Genomic DNA, 18,960 nt, shown 5'->3' with positions numbered 1-18,960 from the left:
AATATCGGGGGCCGGACGGGGGTTTCGCCGGTCTCTCTACCCGAGGATGGTCCATGTCGCTGCTCACCGATGAGGTCCGCGCGCTCGTCGGCCGGAAGAAGGTCTACACCGCGCCGGAGGAGTTCGGCGCGGCGGCGGGGCGGTACTTCGGCCTCGCGATAGGCGACCACAACCGGCTGTACTCCGATCCGGAGTACGCCCGCGCCCACGGGCTGCGCGGGGTGACGGCGCCGCCGACGCTGATCTGCGAGACCAACCAGTACGCGAACCTGCCGATCCCGCCCGACGGCTACGCCGGCCACGAGTGGGGCATCGAGATCCCGGGGACCCGCAAGGTGCGCGGCGGCAACTCCTACACCTTCCACCGCCGGATCCGCCCGGAGGACGTGGTCACGGCCACCTGGGAGATCACGGACGTGGCGGGGAAGGCGACGCGGTCCGGCGCGGAGATGCTGATCGTCTCCTCGCGGGCGACGTACACCGACCAGGACGGCGGGCTCCTGGCCGAGAACGAGGAGACGATCATCTTCGTGGCGCTGGAGGGCGGGAAATGACGACGCGGACGGACCACCGGGCGGGCGACGCCGTGCCGCCGCTGGAGCGCAGGATCGGGTTGTCGGACATGGTCGCCTACGCGGGCGCGACATGGGACTGGTACCGGCTGCACTACGACCCCGAGTTCGTCAGGGCCGCCCGGGTCCCCGGCCCGGTCGTGGACGGCCAGGTGTTCGGGGCGCTGCTGGTCGAGCAGATCCAGGACTGGCTGGGCCCGCGGTGCTTCGTGCACAAGCTCGACTTCACCTTCAAGGCGCTGGTGTTCGCCGAGGAGACCGTGCGCTGCGAGGGCACGGTGGTGGAGGTGGGGGAGGACCACCTGGTGCTGGAGCAGCGCGTGGTCGTGATCGGCCCGGACGGCGGGGTCGACCGGGTCGCCGCGGCGCCCGCGCGCGCCCGGGTGCTGCTGGGCACGGCCGACGGCCCGGGGGCCTGAGGGCGTCCGCGGGCGCCGGCGCCCGCGGGACGGCCGGTTCCGGCCCGGGGCGGGGAGTGGAAGATCTTGACCCCAATACATCAGACCTTTACTCTGATTTAAACATCAGACTTTTGTGAAGGACTTGCGTTGACTGTGCACGAAGCCGGAATCGGGCGTTATTTCGAGGACTACACCGTCGGGGACGTCTACCAGCACCCCTTCGGCCGGACCATCAACGAGGCGGACAACACCTGGTTCACCCTCCTCACCCTGAACACGAACCAGAACCACTTCAACGCCGACTTCGCCGCCCGCGCCCCCTACGGCAAGGTGATCGTCAACTCCGGGCTGACCGTCGCGCTCGTGCTCGGCCTGTCGGTCGTCGACATGAGCCAGAACGCGCTGCTCAACCTGGGCTGGACCGACATCAGGCTGACCCACCCGGTCTTCGTCGGCGACACCCTGTACGCCGAGTCGATCGTCACCGAGATGCGCGAGTCCAAGTCGCGGCCCTACGCCGGGATCATCACCATGCGGACCCGCGGCCTCAACCAGGACGGCGAGGAGATCGTCTCCTGGGTCCGCTCGGTCATGATCTACAAGCGCGGCGCCGAGCACGACAAGAACTACTTCCCGCAGGCCAAGACCGGGCAGCTCGAGCTCCCCGCCACGGGCGAGCCGGCGTGACCGGACCGCGCATCACCTTCGGTCCCTGGGGCGAGACCCTGGAGGAGCTGGTGGCGGCGGGCCGCGCCGCCGAGGAGGCGGGCGCCACCACCCTGTGGGTGCCCGAACTGCACCGCAGCGCCACGGTCTCCGCAGCGGCGCTGGCCCAGGGCACCTCCACCGCCCGGGTCGGCACCGCCATCGCGCTGGCCTTCACCCGCAGCCCGATGACGACCGCGCTGGAGGCCCTGGACCTGGACGAGCTGTCGGGCGGGCGGTTCGTGCTCGGCCTGGGCAGCGGCGTCAAGCGGCTCAACGAGGACTGGCACAACGCCCGCTGGGGCAGGCCCGTCGCGCACCTGCGCGAGACCGTCGCGGCCGTGCGGCACTTCGTCGCCCACGCCGCCGACGGCGCGCCGATGACGCTGGAGGGCGAGCACGAGCCGATGCGCATCCGCGGCTACCAGCGTCCCTTCCCGCAGGCGCGCCGCGAGATCCCGGTGTACGTGGCGGGCATGGGCCCCGCGATGACGAGACTGGCCGGCGAGATCGGCCAGGGCTGGATCTCGCACGAGCTGTGCTCCCCGGCCTGGCTCACCGAACGCTCCCTGCCGCCGCTCCTGGAGGGCCTGGCGGAGAGCGGCCGGGACCGCTCGGAGCTGGACGTCGTCGTCTCGGCCTGCTGCTCGGTCGACGCCGACCCCGGCGTCGCCCGCCGCCGCTCCGCCGGGACCGCCGGCTTCTACGCCTCGGTGCGCACCTACGCCGACTTCTTCGCCTTCCACGACCTGGCCGAGGACCAGGAGAAGGTCATCGAGGCCTTCCGCGCCGGAGCGGGCGCCGACTACCTGGGGGACGCCGTCTCCTCCCGGATGGTCGACGCCCTGACCCTGACGGGCACCTTCGACCAGGTCGCCGAGCGCATCTCCGCCTACGCGGGCGTCGCCGATTCCATCAAGCTGACCCCGCCCGTCCACGGCGTCGGGCCCGCCGACATCCGGGCCGCGCAGGCACGCATCATCGAACTGATCAGGGAGCTGTCGTGAAGCCGCTGCAGGACGTCCGCATCATCTCCCTGGAGCAGTACGGCGCCGGGCCCTTCGGCTCGCTGCACCTGGCCGACATGGGCGCCGAGATCATCAAGATCGAGGACCCCCGGACCGGCGGCGACGTCGGACGCTACGTCCCGCCGTACGCCCAGGACGAGGACTCGCTGTTCTACGAGACCTTCAACCGCAACAAGAAGTCGATCTCGCTGGACATGTCCACCCCGGCGGGCCGCGCCGTCTTCGAGGACCTGGTGCGCGGCGCGGACGCGGTCTACTCCAACCTGCGCGGCGACGTCCCGGCCAAGCTGAAGATCACCTACGACGACCTCAAGCACCTCAACCCGAAGATCGTCTGCTGCTCGCTCACCGGATTCGGCATGACGGGCCCGCGCGCGAAGCAGCCCGGCTACGACTACATCCTGCAGGGCCTGGCCGGCTGGATGGACCTCACCGGCGAACCCGACGGGCCGCCCACCAAGTCCGGCCTGTCGCTGGTGGACTACTGCGGCGGCTACGTCGCGATCGTCTCGCTGCTGACCGGCCTGCACGCCGCCCGCCGCGACGGCGTCGGCATGGACTGCGACGTCTCCCTGTACGACACCGCGCTCTCGATGCTCACCTACCCGGGCACCTGGCACATGAACGCGGGCTTCACCCCGGCGCGCACCCACCACTCCGCCCACCCCTCCCTGGTGCCCTTCCAGGCGTTCCAGGCCAAGGACGGCTGGATCGTCGTGGGCTGCGCCAAGGAGAAGTTCTGGCAGCGCCTCGTCGAGGTGATCGACCGCCCCGACCTGGGCGCCGACCCCCGCTACGCCACCTTCGCCGACCGGCAGAAGAACGCGGGCACCCTGCTTCCGGAGCTGGAGAAGACCCTCTCCACCCGAACCGTCGAGGAGTGGCTCGCCCCGATGACCGCCGCGTCCATCCCCTGCGGCCCCATCAACGACGTCTCGCAGGCGCTCCAGGAGGAGCACACCCTCGCCCGCGACCTGATCGTCGAGACCGAGCACCCCCGGTACGGCACGCTCAAGAACCTGGCCTCCCCGGTCAAGGTCGGCACGGAACGGCCCGAGTACCGGCGCGCGCCCCAGCGTGGCGAGCACTCCGAGGAGATCCTCCGCGGGCTGCTGGGCTACTCGGGCGAACGCGTCGCCGAACTCGCGGACGAGGGAGCCTTCGGAGCGCGGTCATGACGGCGATCGCCGAGGAACTCGCCGGCTGGGCGCTGGACGTCCGGCCGGACCAGGTGCCCGAGCGGGTGCGGCAGGCCGCGGCCCGCCACCTGCTCGACGCGCTGGGCAACGCGGTGGCGGGGGCCGGGGCGAAGGCCGCGGAGGCGGCGGTGCGCACCGCGCAGGCGATGGGCCCCGGCGACGCGCTCGTCATCGGGCGGTCCGGGCGGGTGTCCCGTCCGGCGGCGGCGCTGGCCAACGGGGTGCTGATCCACGCGCTGGACTTCGACGACACCCATGCGGGCGGGCTCGTCCACGCGTCCGCTCCCGTCGTGCCGGTGGTCCTCGCCGAAGGCGGAGCGGTGAGCGGCGAGGAGGCGCTCACCGCACTTGCGATCGGCCTGGAGACGATCTGCCGTCTCGGAGCGGCCGCACCGCACGGCTTCCACGCCGTGGGTCTGCACGCCACCGCCGCCTGCGGGGTCTTCGCGTCCGCGCTCACCGCCGCACGGCTGCGCGGGCTCTCCGTCGCACAGGCCGTCAACGCGCTGGGCATCGCGGGCAGCCGCGCGTCCGGGCTGCTGGAGTTCCTCAACACCGGCAGCTCCACCAAGCAGCTCCATCCCGGTTTCGCCGCCTCGGACGGGCTCGTCGCCGCCGCGCTCGCGGCCGCGGGAGCCACCGGCCCCTCGACGGTGTTCGAGGGCGAATACGGCCTCTACCGGGCCCTGGCCCGCCGCGACGCGGACCGCCCGGCGATCCTGGACGGACTCGGCGACCGCTGGGAGGCCACCCGCATCACCGTCAAGCCGTACCCGGCCTGCCAGCTGATGCACGCCCAGCTCGACGCCGCCCACGAGGTGCGCGCCGGACTGGGCTCCGCCGACGAGATCCGCGGCCTCGGTGAAGTGGTCGTCGAGGCCCATCCGGACGCCGCGTCGATCGTGTGCGCTCCCGGCAAGGAGACGCCGCGTTCGGCCTACGACGCCAAGTTCAGCCTGCCCTGGAGCGTCGCGGCGATGCTGCTCGACGGCGAGGTGACCGTCGCGACCTACGACCGGATCGACCGCCCCGAGGTGGCGGCCCTGGCCGCGCGGGTGCGCACCGAGGTCGTGGACTTCGGCGGCGTCGCCGCCGACCAGCCCGGCCGCGTCCGCGTCCGGACCGCCGGGGGCCGTACGGTCGCCGCAGAGGTACCGCGCAGCGGCGGCGGCCCCGACGACCCCGGCCTCGACCGGCTCGTCACCGCCAAGGCCCTGGGCAACCTCGGCCCCGGCGGCGAAAAGATCATCGATTCCGTTCTCGGCCTGGCCGACGCGCCGTCCACGGCCGCCCTCATCCGTGCATTGGAGAACCATGAGCTCTGAAACGACACGCCTGTCGTCCGTGGCGGGCACCGTCGAGGACGCCTACGCCGGAGCGTTCGCGGCGCTGGCCGGGGCCGGGCTCGGTCCGGACGACGTGGTGCACGTGGTGGAGTACGCGACCAACGCGGCGCTGGACTCCTACGGGCGGGTCGAGAAGGCCCGCGAGGCCGCCCTGGGCGGGCACCCGGCGCCGGTCGCCACCGTGGGCGTGGAGGGCCTGCCGGAGGGGGGCGCGGAACTGTCGGTCGAGCTGACCGCCTTCCCCGGCGGCGGACGGCTCGTGCAGGCCCACCCTGACGAGGGCTTCCACCGGGGGACCCTGCGGGTCGCCGACGACATCGTCTACCTGCCGAGCATCCACCCGCACGACGGGACGTCCATCGTCTTCGCCGACGACTTCCGCGAGCAGTACCGCTACTGCCTGGAGCGGGCCGGCGAGCTGCTGAAGGCCGCGGGCCTCGGCCTGGACGCGCTGGTGCAGACAACCGACTACACCGCCCAGGCCACCCGCTCGCAGTACCCGCGCTGCGGCCGCCCCCGCAAGGAGCTGCTCGGAGGGACGGGCACCGACGGGCAGCCGGTGCACCCGGGAGCGGCGGGCATCGTCATCGACCAGGCCGTCGTGCCGGGCGCGATGGTCTCGCTGGACGCGATCGCCTCGGCGGCGCCGTTCCGCGCGGTCAACCCGGGCTGGCAGCGCTACCGGACGCTGACGTACAAGCCGGGTCTGGCCACCGAACGCACTCTGTTCATGTCGGGTTTCGGCGCGCTGGAGCCCGCCACCCAGAAGGCCATCTTCGAAGGCGACCTCGCGGCGCAGGCGGAGTACACCTACGCCGCGATCGCGGCGGTGCTGCGCGAGGCCGGGCTGGGCGAGACCCTGCCGTACGGCTCCGTGACGCGGCTGGTGGAGTACATCACCCCCGACGCCGTCGAGCGCTACGACGAGATCGCCGAGATCCGCCGCAAGTACTTCGGCGACACCCCGGCGCTGACGTCCGTGGTGTGCTCGGCGCTGCTGCGGCCGGAGTTCCTCATCGAGGTCGTGCCGACGGCGGTGTTCCCGTCATGACCGTCGCGATCGTCGGGGCGGCCGAGTCCGACCTCGGGGTGACCGGCAAGCCCATCCTCACCCTGCAGGCGCAGGGGATCACCCGGGCGCTGGCCGACGCCGGACTGTCGCTGTCGGACGTGGACGGGCTGGCCACGGCGGGCGTCTCCCGGTTCTCGACCCCGCAGCTGGCGGAGTACCTCGGGCTGGAGCCGTCGTGGTCGGACTCCACGTTCGCCGGAGGCTCGGCGTTCGAGATGTACGTGGCGCGCGCCGCGCAGGCCATCGAGGCCGGTCAGTGCTCCACGGTCGTCATCTCCTACGGCTCCAACCAGCGTTCGGCGCGTTCGCGTTCGCTGGGAGGCGTGCAGGAGTCGCATCTCCCGCAGGCGCAGTTCGAGGACCCTTACGCGCCGCTGTTCCCGCTGTCGTACTACGCCATGGCCGCACAGCGTTACCTGCACTCCTACGGGGGAGGCAGGGAGTGGCTGGCCGAGGTGGCGGTGGTCGCGCGCGAGTGGGCGCTGCTCAACCCCAAGGCGTTCCGCCACGAGGCCGGTCCGCTGACCGTCGAGGAGGTGCTGGCCGCCAAGCCGGTCTCGTCCCCCCTGACGGTCGCCGACTGCTGCCTGGTCACCGACGGCGGAGGCGCGATCGTGCTGACGTCCCTGGAGCGGGCGCGCGACCTGCCGAAGCCGCCGGTGCTCGTGCTGGGCTACGGCGAGTCGACGACCAACGCCTCGATGACGGCCGTCGACGACCTGCTGCGTCCCGGGTCGTTCGCCTCGGGGGAGGCCGCGTTCCGCATGGCGGGGCTCGCCCCGGCGGACGTGGACGTCCTGCAGCTGTACGACTCGTTCACCATCACCGTGCTCCTCACCCTGGAAGGGCTGGGCTTCTGCAAGCCGGGGGAGGCGGGTGGACTGGTCTCGAGCGGACGGGTCCGGCCCGGCGGCGACCTTCCGCTCAACACCTCCGGCGGCGGCCTGTCCTACAACCACCCGGGCATGTTCGGGCTGCTGCTGCTCGTCGAGGCCGTCCGGCAGCTGCGCGGCGAGTGCGGCGCACGGCAGGTCCCCGGCGCGGAGATCGCGCTCGCGCACGGCACGGGCGGGATCTTCTCCACCCACGCGACCGTTCTCCTGGGGGTCGACCGATGAACGAGCTGGAAATCCCCGTCGACGAGGTCACCGGGCCCTGGTGGGAGGCCACCCGCGAGAAGCGGCTGACCGTCCAGCGCTGCCGGGGGTGCGATCGCCTCCAGCACTACCCGCGGGCGCTGTGCACCGGCTGCGGCGGCACCGACCTGGACTTCACCGGCGTCTCGGGCCTGGGCGCCGTCGACTCCTTCACCGTCGTGCACCGCGCCCCCCGGCCCGGCCTGGAGGTCCCCTACGTGGTGGCCCGCGTCCGGCTCGCCGAAGGGCCCCTGCTGCTGACCAACCTCGTGGACGCCGAACCCGGCTCCTGGCGGTGCGACGCGCCCGTGAAGGTCGCCTGGCGCGCCCTGCCCGACGGCCGTCACCTGCCGGTGTTCACCCCCGCTGACTAAGGATCGATCATGGATTTCGCCCTCTCCGAAGAGCAGAAGATGTTCCGCGACACGCTGCGGGACTTCGTCAACAAGGAGATCCGCCCGGTCGCGCAGGAGTGGGAGGCCTCCGGCCGCTACCCCACCGAGATCGTCGAGGGCATGAAGCAGCTCGGCCTGTTCGGCCTGACCGTCCCCGAGGAGTACGGCGGCCTGGGCGTCGACATGGTGTCGTTCGCCCTGGTCTTCGAGGAGATCTCCAAGGGCTGGATGGGGATCGCCGGCATCCTCGGCAGCCACTCCCTGGCCTGCTGGATGATCAACAAGCACGGCACCGAGGAGCAGAAGGCGCGGCTGCTGCCGGACCTGGCGGCCGGGCGCCGCCGCACCGGCATCGGCCTCACCGAGCCGGGCGCGGGCACCGACCTGCAGGGCATCTCCACCACCGCGCGGCTCGAGGGCGACCATTACATCGTCAACGGCAGCAAGACGTGGATCACCAACGCCCGCTACGCCGACCCGCTGCCCGTGCTGGTCAAGACCGACCCGACGGCCGAGCCGGCCCACAAGGGCATGTCGGTGCTCCTCGTCGACGCAGGTACCCCCGGCTTCACCGTCTCCCGGGACCTGCCGAAACTCGGCTACAAGGGCACCGAGTCGTGCGAGATCACCCTCGAGAACGTCCGCGTGCCCAAGGAGAACCTCCTCGGCGGCGTCGAGGGCCGCGGCATGCAGCAGGTCCTCGGCGGCCTGGAGGTCGGCCGCATCAACGTCGCCGCGCGCTCCCTGGGCATCGCGCAGGCCTCCTACGACGAGGCGCTCGGCTACGCCGCCCAGCGCGAGGCGTTCGGCAAGCCGATCCACGACTTCCAGGCCGTCCAGCTCAAGATCGCCGAGATGGCCATCAAGGTCCAGGCCTCCCGCCTGCTCGTCTACTGGGCCGCCGCCCAGGCCGACGCCGGGCACCGCGTCGACATGGAGGCGGGCATGGCCAAGACCTTCGCCTCCGAGGCCGCCATGGAGTGCGCCCTCACCTCGATGCAGGTGCACGGCGGCTACGGCTACTCCAAGGAGTTCGTCGTCGAGCGCCTCTTTCGCGACGCCCCCCTGATGAGCATCGGCGAGGGCACCAACGACATCATGCGCACCGTCATAGCCAAGGCCCTGACCAGCGGCAAGGGAACCATCGGATGACCGCGCGCTCCGCCCTGTACGTTCCCGGCGATGCGGCGGACAAGCTCGCCAAGGCCCTCACCCGGGGTGCCGACGAGCTGATCGTCGATCTCGAGGACGCCGTGCCCCCGTCCGGCAAGGAGGCGGCCAGGGCCACGGTCGCCTCCTGGCTCGGCGGTCTCGCCGGGCCCACGGCCCCGCGCCTGTGGCTGCGGATCAACCCCGGCGAGCAGGGCCGTGAGGACCTGCGCGCCGTGGCCGCCCCCGGCCTGGCCGGAGTCTGCGTCGCCAAGGCCGAGGACCCCGCCGACCTGGCGGCGCTGGACGCCCTGCTGACGCGGCTGGAGGCGGAACGCGGCATCACCGTGCCGCTGCGGCTCATCCCGCTGCTGGAGTCCGGCGAGGCGCTCTTCCGCGCCCGCGAGCTGGCCCGCGCCCCGCGCGTGGTCAGGCTCCAGCTCGGAGAGGCCGACCTGGCCGCCGACCTGGGCGTCACGCCCTCCCCGGACGGCCGCGAACTCCTGTGGGCCCGCTCGCAGACCGTCGCCGCCAGCGCCGCCGCGAAGATCGAGCCGCCCATCGCCCCGGTCAGCACCGACTTCCGCGACCCGGACGCGTTGCGGGAGTCCACACGGGCGCTGCGCCGCCTGGGCTTCTGGGGCCGCGCCTGCATCCACCCCGCCCAGATCCCCGTGGTCCACGAGGTCTTCACCCCCACCGAGGAGGAGACCGCCAGGGCCGAGGACGTCCTCGCCCGCTACGAGGAGGCGCTCGCCGCCGGATCCGGCGTCTGCCTCGACGCCCGAGGCAGGCTCATAGACGAGGCGGTGGTCCGCTCCGCTCGCCGCCTCCTGTCCTGACACTCCCGTCGGGACGGAAGGGGCCCGCCGGTTCACACCGGCGGGCCTCTGGCTTTCCGGAGCATCCCTCTCCGTCGCGAAGCAGTGGCGCGAAGAACGCGAAGAGCCCCCGGCCGACCGGCCGGGGGCTCTTCACGCGGGCGTTCGCCGTTACACGGCCGCCGCGGCGAGGCGGCGGCCGAGCAGCCGCCCGAACGTGATCGCGGGGGTGATCAGCATGCCCGAGCAGAAGCTCTGGCCGCAGGTGGCGGCGGCGCCGATCACCTCGCCGATCGCGTACAGGTGGGGGATCGGGGCGCCGTCGGTACGCCGGACCCTGAGGTCGGAGCCGATGTCGAGACCGGCGAACGTCACCAGCGAGATGGCGTGGTTGCGGATGGCGTAGAAGGGTCCCTGCTTCAGCGGAAGCGGCAGGTGGGTGCGGCCGAAGTCCGGGTCGGATCCGGCCGCGACCGCCTCGTTGTAGCGCGCCGCGGTCGCCGCCAGCCCGGCGGGGTCGATGCCCGCGATCCCGGCCAGCTCCTCCAGCGTCGCGGCCGCGTGGACGCCCGTCCGCTCGTTCGCCCGTGCGCGCAGGTCGTCGGGGGTCCAGCCCACCACCAGGGGGCGGCCGTCCCGCGTGGACTCCAGCATCGCGTCGTCGAACACGGTCCAGAAGGTCATGTCCTCGACGCGGGTGAGCTCCCGCTCCTTGACGTCGATGGAGGGCTCGTCCTCGGCGACCCAGCGCCGGCCCGACCCGTCGACGTAGATCTCCACCGGGGGGCGCTCCGCGGCGATGAGGAGCTGGCGGTCCGACCAGTTGGCCTTCCCGGGGGAGACGGGGTCGGGCAGCCCCCCGAACGTGGGCAGGTAGGAGCCGGTGCCGGCCACGGCGGCGTCCAGCTCGCGGGCGAGCAGGATGCCGTCGCCGGTCGAGGTCGGGTGGGCCGCGGAGACGAGGGGCGCTCCCTCGAGTTCGAGGAACAGCTCCGGCTCGGCCGCGAAGCCCCCGGTGGCCAGCACCACGTCGCGGGCGCGCACCTCCACGTCCTGGCCGCGGCGCAGCACGGTCACCCCGGTGACGGCGCCCCCGTCGTCGGCGGACAGGCCGATGACGGGGGCGTTCTTCCAGACCTCCAGCCTGCCGGTGGCGACGGCCTCGTCGAGCAGCCCCTCGAACACCTCCAGGATCGACACCGCCTCGTCGACCCCGTAGTAGGTGCGCGGCGTCCGGTACGGCTCGTGCCCGTAGATGATGCGCGGGGTCTCGGCGGCGAACTTGAAGCCCCGCTCGTCCAGCCAGTCGATGGTCTCGGCGGCGTTCTCGGCGACGGTGGTGATGAGGTCCTCGCGGGCGGTGCCCTCGCTGATGCGGCGGATGTCGGCCAGGTGGGCCTCGGCCGAGTCGGTGATGCCGCGCTCGGCCTGCCGCCGGGTGCCGGCCGCGGCCATGTGGCCGCCGGAGACGTGCAGGGTGCCGCCGATGCGCTGGTCCTTCTCGACCAGGAGGACCCGGGCTCCGGCGAGCGCCGCCTCGGCGGCGCAGGGAATGCCCGCGGTGCCGGCTCCGACGACCACGAGGTCGTAACTCTCCACGACTGAATCTCCTGTAGTGCTGGGTTTCTCTCGGGCGGGCGCCGCGGTCAGGGCGTGTACCAGCGCTCGGGTTCGACGCCGGGCAGGCGGCGCTCCTCGATCATCGTGAGGCGGCTGAGCGCGCCGTTCTCGAAGTGCTGCCACATGCGGGTGCGGTAGTCGCCGGACATCTCTCGCAGGATCTCGGCGATCGTCATCGTCACTCCGCGGTGTCGTAGTACCAGGGACGGGGGCCCGCCGCCTCCCGGACGAGCAGGGCGCGCCTGCGCAGGAAGCGCCGGACGGAGGGCGGCCCCATGCGGGAGGCGCCGAGCCCGGACATCTTGAAGGAGTTCTTCTCGGCCTCGGGGACCATGCCGGTGAGGCAGACGTCGTTGACGCTGACGCCTCCGGCGTCGATGCGGTGCGCGATCGGCAGCGCCTCCTCCACCGTGCCGGCGAACACCGCGGCGCTGAGGCCGAACTCGGTGTCGTTGGCGAGCGCGACCGCCTCGTCCGGCCCGTCGTAGGCCATCACGGGGATGATCGGTCCGAAGGTCTCCTCGCGCATCAGCCGCATCGAGTGGTCGACGCCGGTCAGCACGGTCGGCCGCAGGTAGGAGCCGCCGTCGATGAGCTCGATCTCGCCGCCGGTCCGGACGCGGGCGCCGCGCGCGACGGCGTCCTCCAGCTGCTCGCGCAGGGTGCCGGCCTGAGCGGCGGTGATGATGGGGCCGATGTCGCCGTCGGCGGGCCCGGGGTGGGCCAGCCGCACCCGTTCGGCCCTGGCGGCCAGGGTCTCGACGAACTCGTCGGCGACGCGGCGGTCCACGTACACCCGCTCGATCGACATGCAGGCGTGCCCGGAGTTGATGGTCGAGCCCCACAGGATGGCGGCCGCGGCGCTGTCGAGGTCGGCGGAGGCGGTCACGACCGCGGGGTCCTTGCCGCCGAGTTCGAGGAAGGCGGGGATGAACCGTTCGGCCGCCGCCCGCGCGACCGCGCGGCCGGTGGGCACGCTGCCGGTGAAGCACACCGCGTCCGCGGCCTCGATCATCGCGGCGCCCGTCGCGCCGTCGCCCTCCACGACCGCGAAGACGTCGCCGAGGCCGGGCGTCTCGGCGACGCACTCGCGCAGCGCCGGGATGAAGCGGGGGGTCATCTCGCTCGGCTTCAGGATGACGGCGGATCCGGCCAGGAGGGCGGGCACCGCGTCGATGAGCGAGAGCTGGAGGGGGAAGTTCCAGGGGGAGATCGCGGCGACGACGGGGTAGGCGACCAGGTCGCCGGTGGTCCGGACGGAGGGGTCGCCCGTGGCGGCGAGGTCCGCGGGAGCGAAGACCGCCGCGGCGAAGCCGGACGCCCGGTCGATCCCGGACAGGACGGCGTCCACCTCGAGGACGGAGACCTGGTGGCGGCCGGTGTCGGCCTCCAGCAGGCGGATGAGCTCGTCCCGCCGCCGCGCGACCGCCTCCTTGAACGCGGCGAGGACGGCGATCCGGTGCTCGACCGGCCGCCCCGCCCAGGAGGGCTGGGCGGCGCGCAGCCGGCCGGCGGTCCCGGCGACCGCGGCGGCGTCCAGCGCGGTGATCTCGTAGTCGGTCCGGCCGGTGCGGGGGTTGCGGACCGCTATCTGCTTCGTCATGCGGGTCTCCTCAGATCAGGCCGTCGGCGGCCAGCCGGTCGATCACGGCGCGCTGCGTCCGCAGGAAGTGCCCGCGGTCGGTCTCCCCGGGCCGCACCGTGTCCGGCGGGTAGAACGACGTGCCGGCGTAGCTCGGCGCGTAGAGCTCGAAACGCTGGCGGGGCAGGAGGTTCATCATCTCCGGCGCCCGCCGCGCCCGGCGCAGCGCGGCCATGTCGAGTTCGGCGTTGGCGGCCATCGACTCGCCCTGCCCCGCCTTGGCCAGGAGGTTGCCCCGGTAGTCGACGATCTGGCTGCCGCCGTCCGCGGACTCCGCGGGCAGCCCCATGCCGTACACGCCCGAGGTGTTGGCGGAGACCACGTACGCGCCGTTCTCCGCGGCGCGGGCCAGCTTGGCGACGTTCTTCGGCGACGACATCGCGCTGCAGACCTCGGAGGAGCCGTGCAGGAACACCTCGGCTCCGCGCATGGCGAGGCAGCGGGCGACCTCGGGGAAGAGGATCTCCTCGGAGGCGACGGCGGCGAGGTTGCCGATCTCGGTGCGGGCCACGGGGAAGAGCGAGTCCTCCCCGTATATCGACAGGTACCGGTCGAGGACGTCGTGCGGCGTCACGGAGAACATGGAGTTGAGCCGCCGGTAGCGCAGGACGGTCCTCCCGCGCGGGTCGAAGACCACCGAGGCCTGGAAGTACAGGCCGGGGAAGTGCTCGTCCAGGTCGTAGGCGTTGACGCACAGGAACAGGCCGGTGTCCCGGCTGAGGTCGGCCAGCCGCGCGTACTCGACGCCGTCCGGGTCGAGGGCGGCCCGGCGGCACCACTCGGGGAGCGGCTCGCCGGTCGGGTGCCCGGTCAGCAGGTATTCGGGGAGCACCACGAGCTTGAGCCCGCCGACGAACCGCTGGGTCGCGGTGACCTGGTCGGCCACCCGGTCGATCGCGGCCCTGATCAGATCGCGGGCGGCCGCGGCGTCGGGCGCCCGGTTGACGGCGTGGCAGGCGCTCTGCAGCGCGACCGCGCGGTAGGCGGTCACCGGTTCGACCTCGTCGTTATGACTCACACGCACCTCTGTTCCACCCACCGAAACACTGTTCCTGGCGACTATAGGAGAGGCCGCGGCGCTTTGGGAAGACCTCTGGTGAAACAGTCAGACCATTGACAGGGAAAGGCCTCCCTCCTAGCTTGGAACGATGTTCCGGCACTCGGAACGGATGGGGTGAGAGGGAGGATGACGTTGTCGCTCGGAGCGATCATCGAAGCGGTCGTCGTGTGCCGGGACGTCGAGGCGTCCGCCGGATTCCACGCCCGCGCGTTCGGCCTCGAAACGGTCGGGCGGGACGGCGCCGAGGTGCTCCTGGGGGCGCCGGGCTCGGCGACCGGCCGCCTGCGGCTGGTGCCCGCCGCGGCGGCGGACGCGGCGGACGCCGAGCCGCCCCGGGTCTGGGACGTCGGCCCCCGGCTGCTCGGCATGTACTCGCGCGACCTGGAGCGCTCCGTCCGGCTGGTGGACGAGGCGGGCGGCCGGTCGCGGGAGCCGGTGACCTACCCCTACGGCTCCGCCTCCCTGAGCGAGGCCGTGGCGCTCGGCAGCGACGGCGTCTGGTGGACGCTTCCGAAGGCGGGTCCCGGCCACCGGCCGAGCCCCGCGCTCGAGGGGGATCCGCAGCGCCTGCACGGCGAGCTGCACACGGCGGTCCTCGTGCCCGCCGACCACGAGGAGGCGCTGCGCTTCTTCACCGGGGCCGGGGGCCTGGAGGTGGCCTTCGACGGGGAGATGAGCGGTGAGCCGTTCGAGCGGATGATCGGGATGCCGCCCGGCGCGAGCCTGCGGCTGTCCTTCCTGGTCTCGGCCGACCAGGCGCCCGCCCGGCTGGAGATCATGTCGTTCACCGGCGTCGAGGCGCGCGACCTGTCCGGGCGGCCGCTCGGGCTGCGCCGGCTGGTCTTCGCCGCCGCCGACCCGGACGCGTCGGAGGCCGCCCTCCTGGCGTGCGGCGGCGTCCGCGTCGGCGACCGCGTCGTGCGCGGTCCCGCCGGCGTGGAGGTCGAGCTGCGCCGCTCCGGGGCGGAGAAGGGATGAGTGACGAAAACATCGGACATTTTGATGTCGTGGTCGTCGGCGCCGGCGCCGGCGGCCTGTGCACGGCCATCGAGGCGGCCGCCGGCGGCGCGAGGGTCCTGCTCGTGGACAAGCGGCGGGAGATCGGCGGCATGCTGCACATCGCCAACGGCGAGTTCAGCGGGGCGGGCACCCGCCGCCAGGCCGCGCACGGCATCGACGACACCCCCGAGGAGCACTTCGCCGAGGTGATGCGGCTGTCCCACGGCAGGGCGGACGAGCGGCTCGCCTGGCAGAGCGTGCGCGCCCAGGGCGAGACGGTCGACTGGCTGGAGGGCCACGGCTTCGCGTTCGACCCCGCGACGCCGGGGCTGGTGCACGGGCACGAGGTCTACTCGGTGCCCCGCACCTACTGGGGAGTGGAGCACGGCCGTTCGGTGATCGCCGTGCTGCGGCGGCTGCTCGGGGAGCACGTCGCCGACGGCTCGGTGACGGTGCGGTTCGGCGTCCGGGTCGAAGGCGCCGTCGTCGAGGGCGGCCGGGTGGCCGGAGTGTCCGGGACGGGACCCGGCGGCGCGGTGACCGCGTACGGCGGCGCCGTCGTCCTGGCCACCGGCGGTTACGACGCCGACCGGGACCTGCGGAACCGGTTCCTGCCGCCGGGGTGCGAGAACGCGCTGATCGCCTGCCTGGACCACGCGACCGGCGACGGCCTCCGCCTGGCGGAGGGGCTGGGAGCCGGCACCGGCGGCGACGGCCACTTCATCCCGGTGATGGGCCTGATCCCCGATCCCGGCAGGCCCGGTTTCGCGGTCGACTACCGCGAGGCGTTCGTCGAGGTCGCCCCCGCCTACCGGACCCCGCACGAGATCTGGGTCAACCGCGACGGCGCGCGTTTCGTCGCGGAGGACACCACCAGCCCCGAGCACCGGGAGCGGGCCCTGCTGCGCCAGCCGGGCATCGAGATGCACGTCGTCTGGGACCGGGCGGTCGCCGAGGCGGCCGAGCCGCTGATCAGGAACGGGGCGGGCGACTGGACGCGCGAGCGCATGCTCGAGGAGCACGCCCGCGGCCGGTGGATCGCCGCCGCCGACACCCTCGAGGAGCTGGCGCGGAAGCTCGGAGTGGACCCGGGAGGGCTCACCGAGACCGTGCGGCGCTACAACGAGGCGGTGGCGGGCGGGCACGACCCCGACCACGGGCGGACGGTCCTGCCCTCGCCGATCTCCGAGGCCCCGTACTACGGGCTCACCTCGATCGGGGCCTCCCTGCTCAGCCGGGACGGCCTGCGGGTGAACGGCGACCTGGCGGTGCTCGACCGGGAGGGCGTCCCGATCGCCGGGCTGTACGCGGTGGGCGAGGTGCTGGGCAACAACGTCTTCGCGGGCGACAACTACGTCGGCGGCATGAGCGTGACGCCCGCGATGACACTCGGGCGCGAACTGGGCCGCGCGCTGGCCGCGGGGCTGGAGGACGCGCATGGGTGACACCGGGCGCGACCCGCTGATCGAGAGCGTCACCTCGGCGGTGGTCGGCGTCACCGACTTCGGCCCCCATCTCGACCTCTTCTGCGGCGAACTCGGTTTCGAGGTCGCGGCCCGGGGCGTGGTGGAGGCGGCCGACGCGGAGCGGCTGTGGGGCGCGGGGCTCGGCGACGTCGAGGCCGTGCTGCTCACGGCGGCGGGCGCGTCGACGGGCCGCGTCCACCTGCTGAAGGCGGACGGCGCGGCGGCCCCGGCAGAGCACCCGCACACCCTGGACGTCGGCCTCGCCGGGCTCAACCTCTACACCCGGGACATCGAGGCCTCGCACGAGCGCCTGGCGGGCGCGGGCCACCCCTGGATCAGCGCGCCCGCCACGTACGAGGTGCCGCTGGGCGGGGCGGTCGTGTCGGTGACGGAGGGCTACTGCCTCGGCCCCGACGGGCTCGGCCTCGTCTTCGTGCAGCCGGCGAACGCCCGGGGCACGCAGGCGTGGCGGACGGACCCGGGGAGGCACTACACGGAGCTGACGTCCGTGGTGGCCCACGTCCCGGACTTCGAGGCGGAACTGGCGTTCTGGGGTCCGGCGGGGCTCGGACTCTCGGCCTGGTACGACGTGACGTTCAGCTCCCCGGGAATCGAGGAGATGGCGGGCCTCCCGGCGGGGACCGTGCTCCGGCTCGCCTTCGTCGCGGGCGCCGGGAGCGGGTCGACGCGCATCGAGCTCACCCGGGTGGAGAGCGGCCACCGGGGGGTGGACCGGCGCGCCGCCCAGCGGCCCGCACGGGGCCTCGGGCACACGGGGTGGTCCGTGCGCACCGGGGACGCCGACGCGGCGGTGCGGCGCGCGAGGGCCACCGGCGGGCGGGTGGTGTGCCCTGCGTTCGACACCTCCACCCCGCTGCACGGCAGGGCGCGGCTCGCCGTGGTGGAGACGCCGAACGGAATCTCGGTGGAGATCTGGCAGCCGTTCTGCCGACCAAAGCGCCGGAGAAGCTCGCGGAAATAAACATCAGACAAATCCTTGACGCTGGGTTGGCAGATTTCTAGGCTGCACGTAACTCCGTTCCGCACCGCGGAATCGACTTCGGGGACGAAGAATTCAGGAGGTAGCAGGTGCGCAGGTCCACAACTCGCTGGGTGTCCGCGATGGCGGTGGGCGCTCTGGCGCTCGCCGGTTGCGCGGGCAAGGAGGAGCGCGCGGGCGACCGGGCCGACGGCGGGACCGCCGGCTGGGTGGAGGGGGCCGGCACCGTAAAGATCGGACTCATCTCGCCGATGACCGGTCCCTACGCGATCCTCGGCATCCTCCAGCAGAACTCGATCCAGGTCGAGATGGACCGGATCAACCAGGCCGGCGGCATCGGCGGGGCCGAGCTGGAACTGGTCGTCCGCGACTCCGGGCTCGACCCGGGCAAGGCCGTGCAGGCCGCCAATGAACTGGCCGGCGACAGCCAGGTCCGCATGGTCGTGGGCCCGTCGCTCTCGGCCTTCTACAACGCGGCCAAGGGCGTCTACGAGCAGAACGCGAAGATCAACTGCCAGCCGGGCGTCGGCACCGGCGACTTCGGCGTGCTGAAGTACGGCTTCCGCTCCCAGGATCCCAACCACATCGGCGTCGAGAAGCTGATGCAGTACTTCAAGAGCAAGGGCGTCAAGTCCATCGGGCTCGTCTACGAGGCGGACGACGCGGGCAAGGCCAACGACGGCTTCATCGCCGAGCTGGCGCCCGAGTACGGCATCGAGTACCTGGGCTTCGAGCAGACCCGCCCCGACGACCAGTCGCACAGGCCGTACGTCGACAAGCTCAAGGACGCCGGCGCGATCATGGTCTCCAGCAACGTCAGCGGCGCCAAGACGATGGCGGCGGCGGGCGAGGCCGGCTACAAGGGCATCCTGGCGGGCACCTCGGGCCTGCAGAACGTCTCCTTCCTCGACGCGGCGGGGGACATGGCGGTCGGCGCGGTGTTCTCGGCGGTGAACGTCCAGTTCAACATCCGCGACAAGGCGAGCTGGAAGCCCGGCTACAAGGCGCACGTCGAGGAGATCGTGAAGAAGTACGGCGTGGTCGAGGGGCCCAGGTCGGGCGCCGAGATGCCCAAGGGGACCGCGATCGCCGCCGACTGCGTCACCGCGTTCGCCGCCGCGGCGGAGAGCGTGCGGTCCCTCGATCCGGACGAGCTCGCGCCGGCGATGGAGAAGCTCGATATCCCGGACACCGAGACGCCGTCCGGCAACCGGATCAAGCCCGCCGACCACGAGTTCTTCCACGTCGAGGACATGCACATCTACCGGTGGGACAAGGACGGCCAGGGTTGGTTCATCACGGACGTCACCCCCGGGTCCTGACCGAGCGGTGCCGGCGGGTCGGCTCCG

General features: G+C 72.7%; 19 protein-coding genes. 15 read left to right on the top strand and 4 right to left on the bottom strand.

From position 1 onward, the window contains the following. The first annotated feature begins 53 nt into the window (after window positions 1-53). The 11 genes from C2865_RS13775 to C2865_RS13725 all read left to right on the top strand — a co-directional run bounded on the left by C2865_RS13775 (window position 54) and on the right by C2865_RS13725 (window position 9,845). On the top strand, window positions 54-554 hold the full coding sequence (locus tag C2865_RS13775) for an FAS1-like dehydratase domain-containing protein (protein ID WP_106398861.1): 501 nt from the start codon (window positions 54-56) through the stop codon (window positions 552-554). After that, a complete protein-coding gene (locus C2865_RS13770) occupies window positions 551-991 on the top strand; it encodes a MaoC/PaaZ C-terminal domain-containing protein (RefSeq protein ID WP_106398860.1) in 441 nt (146 codons plus the stop codon). The genes C2865_RS13775 and C2865_RS13770 overlap by 4 nt, the downstream gene beginning before the upstream one ends. A gap of 135 nt (window positions 992-1,126) precedes the next feature. Then, entirely contained in the window at window positions 1,127-1,660 is a 534-nt protein-coding gene (locus C2865_RS13765; RefSeq protein ID WP_232835637.1) for a MaoC family dehydratase, read from the top strand. Next, window positions 1,657-2,685 carry an LLM class flavin-dependent oxidoreductase gene (locus tag C2865_RS13760; protein WP_106398858.1) on the top strand — a complete coding sequence of 343 codons (1,029 nt, stop codon included), beginning with the start codon at window positions 1,657-1,659 and terminating at the stop codon, window positions 2,683-2,685. The genes C2865_RS13765 and C2865_RS13760 overlap by 4 nt, the downstream gene beginning before the upstream one ends. Then, on the top strand, window positions 2,682-3,884 hold the full coding sequence (locus C2865_RS13755) for a CaiB/BaiF CoA transferase family protein (RefSeq protein WP_106398857.1): 1,203 nt from the start codon (window positions 2,682-2,684) through the stop codon (window positions 3,882-3,884). Before C2865_RS13760 ends, C2865_RS13755 begins: the two co-directional genes overlap by 4 nt. Continuing rightward, on the top strand, window positions 3,881-5,230 hold the full coding sequence (locus C2865_RS13750) for an MmgE/PrpD family protein (RefSeq protein WP_106398856.1): 1,350 nt from the start codon (window positions 3,881-3,883) through the stop codon (window positions 5,228-5,230). Before C2865_RS13755 ends, C2865_RS13750 begins: the two co-directional genes overlap by 4 nt. After that, the gene (locus C2865_RS13745; protein ID WP_106398855.1) at window positions 5,220-6,302 is read left to right on the top strand and encodes a RidA family protein; all 1,083 of its coding nucleotides are present in this window, start codon (window positions 5,220-5,222) and stop codon (window positions 6,300-6,302) included. The genes C2865_RS13750 and C2865_RS13745 overlap by 11 nt, the downstream gene beginning before the upstream one ends. Then, complete coding sequence (locus tag C2865_RS13740; protein ID WP_106398854.1) at window positions 6,299-7,441, top strand: acetyl-CoA acetyltransferase; 1,143 nt, start codon at window positions 6,299-6,301, stop codon at window positions 7,439-7,441. The genes C2865_RS13745 and C2865_RS13740 overlap by 4 nt, the downstream gene beginning before the upstream one ends. After that, window positions 7,438-7,833, top strand: a complete 396-nt coding sequence (locus C2865_RS13735; RefSeq protein ID WP_106398853.1) for a Zn-ribbon domain-containing OB-fold protein — start codon at window positions 7,438-7,440, stop codon at window positions 7,831-7,833. The genes C2865_RS13740 and C2865_RS13735 overlap by 4 nt, the downstream gene beginning before the upstream one ends. Before the next feature lie 9 nt (window positions 7,834-7,842). Then, the gene (locus C2865_RS13730; RefSeq protein ID WP_106398852.1) at window positions 7,843-9,006 is read left to right on the top strand and encodes an acyl-CoA dehydrogenase family protein; all 1,164 of its coding nucleotides are present in this window, start codon (window positions 7,843-7,845) and stop codon (window positions 9,004-9,006) included. Next, entirely contained in the window at window positions 9,003-9,845 is an 843-nt protein-coding gene (locus tag C2865_RS13725) for an HpcH/HpaI aldolase/citrate lyase family protein (RefSeq protein WP_106398851.1), read from the top strand. The genes C2865_RS13730 and C2865_RS13725 overlap by 4 nt, the downstream gene beginning before the upstream one ends. A gap of 150 nt (window positions 9,846-9,995) precedes the next feature. On the opposite strand, the gene C2865_RS13720 is transcribed toward C2865_RS13725, so the two are convergent. From C2865_RS13720 to C2865_RS13710, 4 genes are read right to left on the bottom strand one after another with little or no spacing between them, the layout of a single operon-like run. Further along, window positions 9,996-11,423: an FAD-dependent oxidoreductase gene (locus C2865_RS13720; protein ID WP_106398850.1), complete on the bottom strand. Its 1,428-nt coding sequence runs from the start codon at window positions 11,421-11,423 to the stop codon at window positions 9,996-9,998. Between the two features lie 47 nt (window positions 11,424-11,470). Beyond that, the gene (locus tag C2865_RS39375) at window positions 11,471-11,620 is read right to left on the bottom strand and encodes a hypothetical protein (RefSeq protein WP_157963698.1); all 150 of its coding nucleotides are present in this window, start codon (window positions 11,618-11,620) and stop codon (window positions 11,471-11,473) included. A gap of 2 nt (window positions 11,621-11,622) precedes the next feature. Further along, window positions 11,623-13,047 carry an aldehyde dehydrogenase family protein gene (locus C2865_RS13715; protein WP_106398849.1) on the bottom strand — a complete coding sequence of 475 codons (1,425 nt, stop codon included), beginning with the start codon at window positions 13,045-13,047 and terminating at the stop codon, window positions 11,623-11,625. Window positions 13,048-13,057: 10 nt separating this feature from the next. Next, complete coding sequence (locus C2865_RS13710; RefSeq protein WP_198653313.1) at window positions 13,058-14,110, bottom strand: nitrilase-related carbon-nitrogen hydrolase; 1,053 nt, start codon at window positions 14,108-14,110, stop codon at window positions 13,058-13,060. Window positions 14,111-14,278: 168 nt separating this feature from the next. Here C2865_RS13710 and C2865_RS13705 point away from each other — a divergent pair, with 168 nt between their 5' ends. The 4 genes from C2865_RS13705 to C2865_RS13690 all read left to right on the top strand — a co-directional run bounded on the left by C2865_RS13705 (window position 14,279) and on the right by C2865_RS13690 (window position 18,933). Continuing rightward, window positions 14,279-15,124, top strand: a complete 846-nt coding sequence (locus C2865_RS13705; RefSeq protein ID WP_106398847.1) for a VOC family protein — start codon at window positions 14,279-14,281, stop codon at window positions 15,122-15,124. Continuing rightward, the gene (locus tag C2865_RS13700; protein ID WP_106398846.1) at window positions 15,121-16,590 is read left to right on the top strand and encodes an FAD-dependent oxidoreductase; all 1,470 of its coding nucleotides are present in this window, start codon (window positions 15,121-15,123) and stop codon (window positions 16,588-16,590) included. The genes C2865_RS13705 and C2865_RS13700 overlap by 4 nt, the downstream gene beginning before the upstream one ends. Continuing rightward, window positions 16,583-17,593, top strand: coding sequence for a VOC family protein (locus tag C2865_RS13695; protein WP_106398845.1), 1,011 nt, complete (start codon window positions 16,583-16,585; stop codon window positions 17,591-17,593). The genes C2865_RS13700 and C2865_RS13695 overlap by 8 nt, the downstream gene beginning before the upstream one ends. 140 nt (window positions 17,594-17,733) lie before the next feature. Then, a complete protein-coding gene (locus tag C2865_RS13690) occupies window positions 17,734-18,933 on the top strand; it encodes an ABC transporter substrate-binding protein (RefSeq protein WP_198653312.1) in 1,200 nt (399 codons plus the stop codon). Window positions 18,934-18,960 lie beyond the last annotated feature (27 nt).

The sequence above is a fragment of the Actinocorallia populi genome (genome assembly GCF_002995495.1).
In the GTDB taxonomy this organism is placed as follows: domain Bacteria; phylum Actinomycetota; class Actinomycetes; order Streptosporangiales; family Streptosporangiaceae; genus Actinocorallia; species Actinocorallia populi.
This window is presented reverse-complemented; position numbering and strand designations above follow the sequence as displayed.

What these genes read in the sequence shown, in the direction of transcription:
- C2865_RS13775 (WP_106398861.1), top strand. Translation starts at nt 54, where the DNA reads ATGTCGCTGCTCACCGATGAGGTCCGCGCGCTCGTCGGCCGGAAGAAG.
- C2865_RS13770 (WP_106398860.1), top strand. Translation starts at nt 551, where the DNA reads ATGACGACGCGGACGGACCACCGGGCGGGCGACGCCGTGCCGCCGCTG.
- C2865_RS13750 (WP_106398856.1), top strand. Translation starts at nt 3,881, where the DNA reads ATGACGGCGATCGCCGAGGAACTCGCCGGCTGGGCGCTGGACGTCCGG.
- C2865_RS13745 (WP_106398855.1), top strand. Translation starts at nt 5,220, where the DNA reads ATGAGCTCTGAAACGACACGCCTGTCGTCCGTGGCGGGCACCGTCGAG.
- C2865_RS13740 (WP_106398854.1), top strand. Translation starts at nt 6,299, where the DNA reads ATGACCGTCGCGATCGTCGGGGCGGCCGAGTCCGACCTCGGGGTGACC.
- C2865_RS13735 (WP_106398853.1), top strand. Translation starts at nt 7,438, where the DNA reads ATGAACGAGCTGGAAATCCCCGTCGACGAGGTCACCGGGCCCTGGTGG.
- C2865_RS13730 (WP_106398852.1), top strand. Translation starts at nt 7,843, where the DNA reads ATGGATTTCGCCCTCTCCGAAGAGCAGAAGATGTTCCGCGACACGCTG.
- C2865_RS13725 (WP_106398851.1), top strand. Translation starts at nt 9,003, where the DNA reads ATGACCGCGCGCTCCGCCCTGTACGTTCCCGGCGATGCGGCGGACAAG.
- C2865_RS39375 (WP_157963698.1), bottom strand. Translation starts at nt 11,620, where the DNA reads ATGACGATCGCCGAGATCCTGCGAGAGATGTCCGGCGACTACCGCACC.
- C2865_RS13715 (WP_106398849.1), bottom strand. Translation starts at nt 13,047, where the DNA reads ATGACGAAGCAGATAGCGGTCCGCAACCCCCGCACCGGCCGGACCGAC.
- C2865_RS13700 (WP_106398846.1), top strand. Translation starts at nt 15,121, where the DNA reads ATGAGTGACGAAAACATCGGACATTTTGATGTCGTGGTCGTCGGCGCC.
- C2865_RS13695 (WP_106398845.1), top strand. Translation starts at nt 16,583, where the DNA reads ATGGGTGACACCGGGCGCGACCCGCTGATCGAGAGCGTCACCTCGGCG.
- C2865_RS13690 (WP_198653312.1), top strand. Translation starts at nt 17,734, where the DNA reads ATGGCGGTGGGCGCTCTGGCGCTCGCCGGTTGCGCGGGCAAGGAGGAG.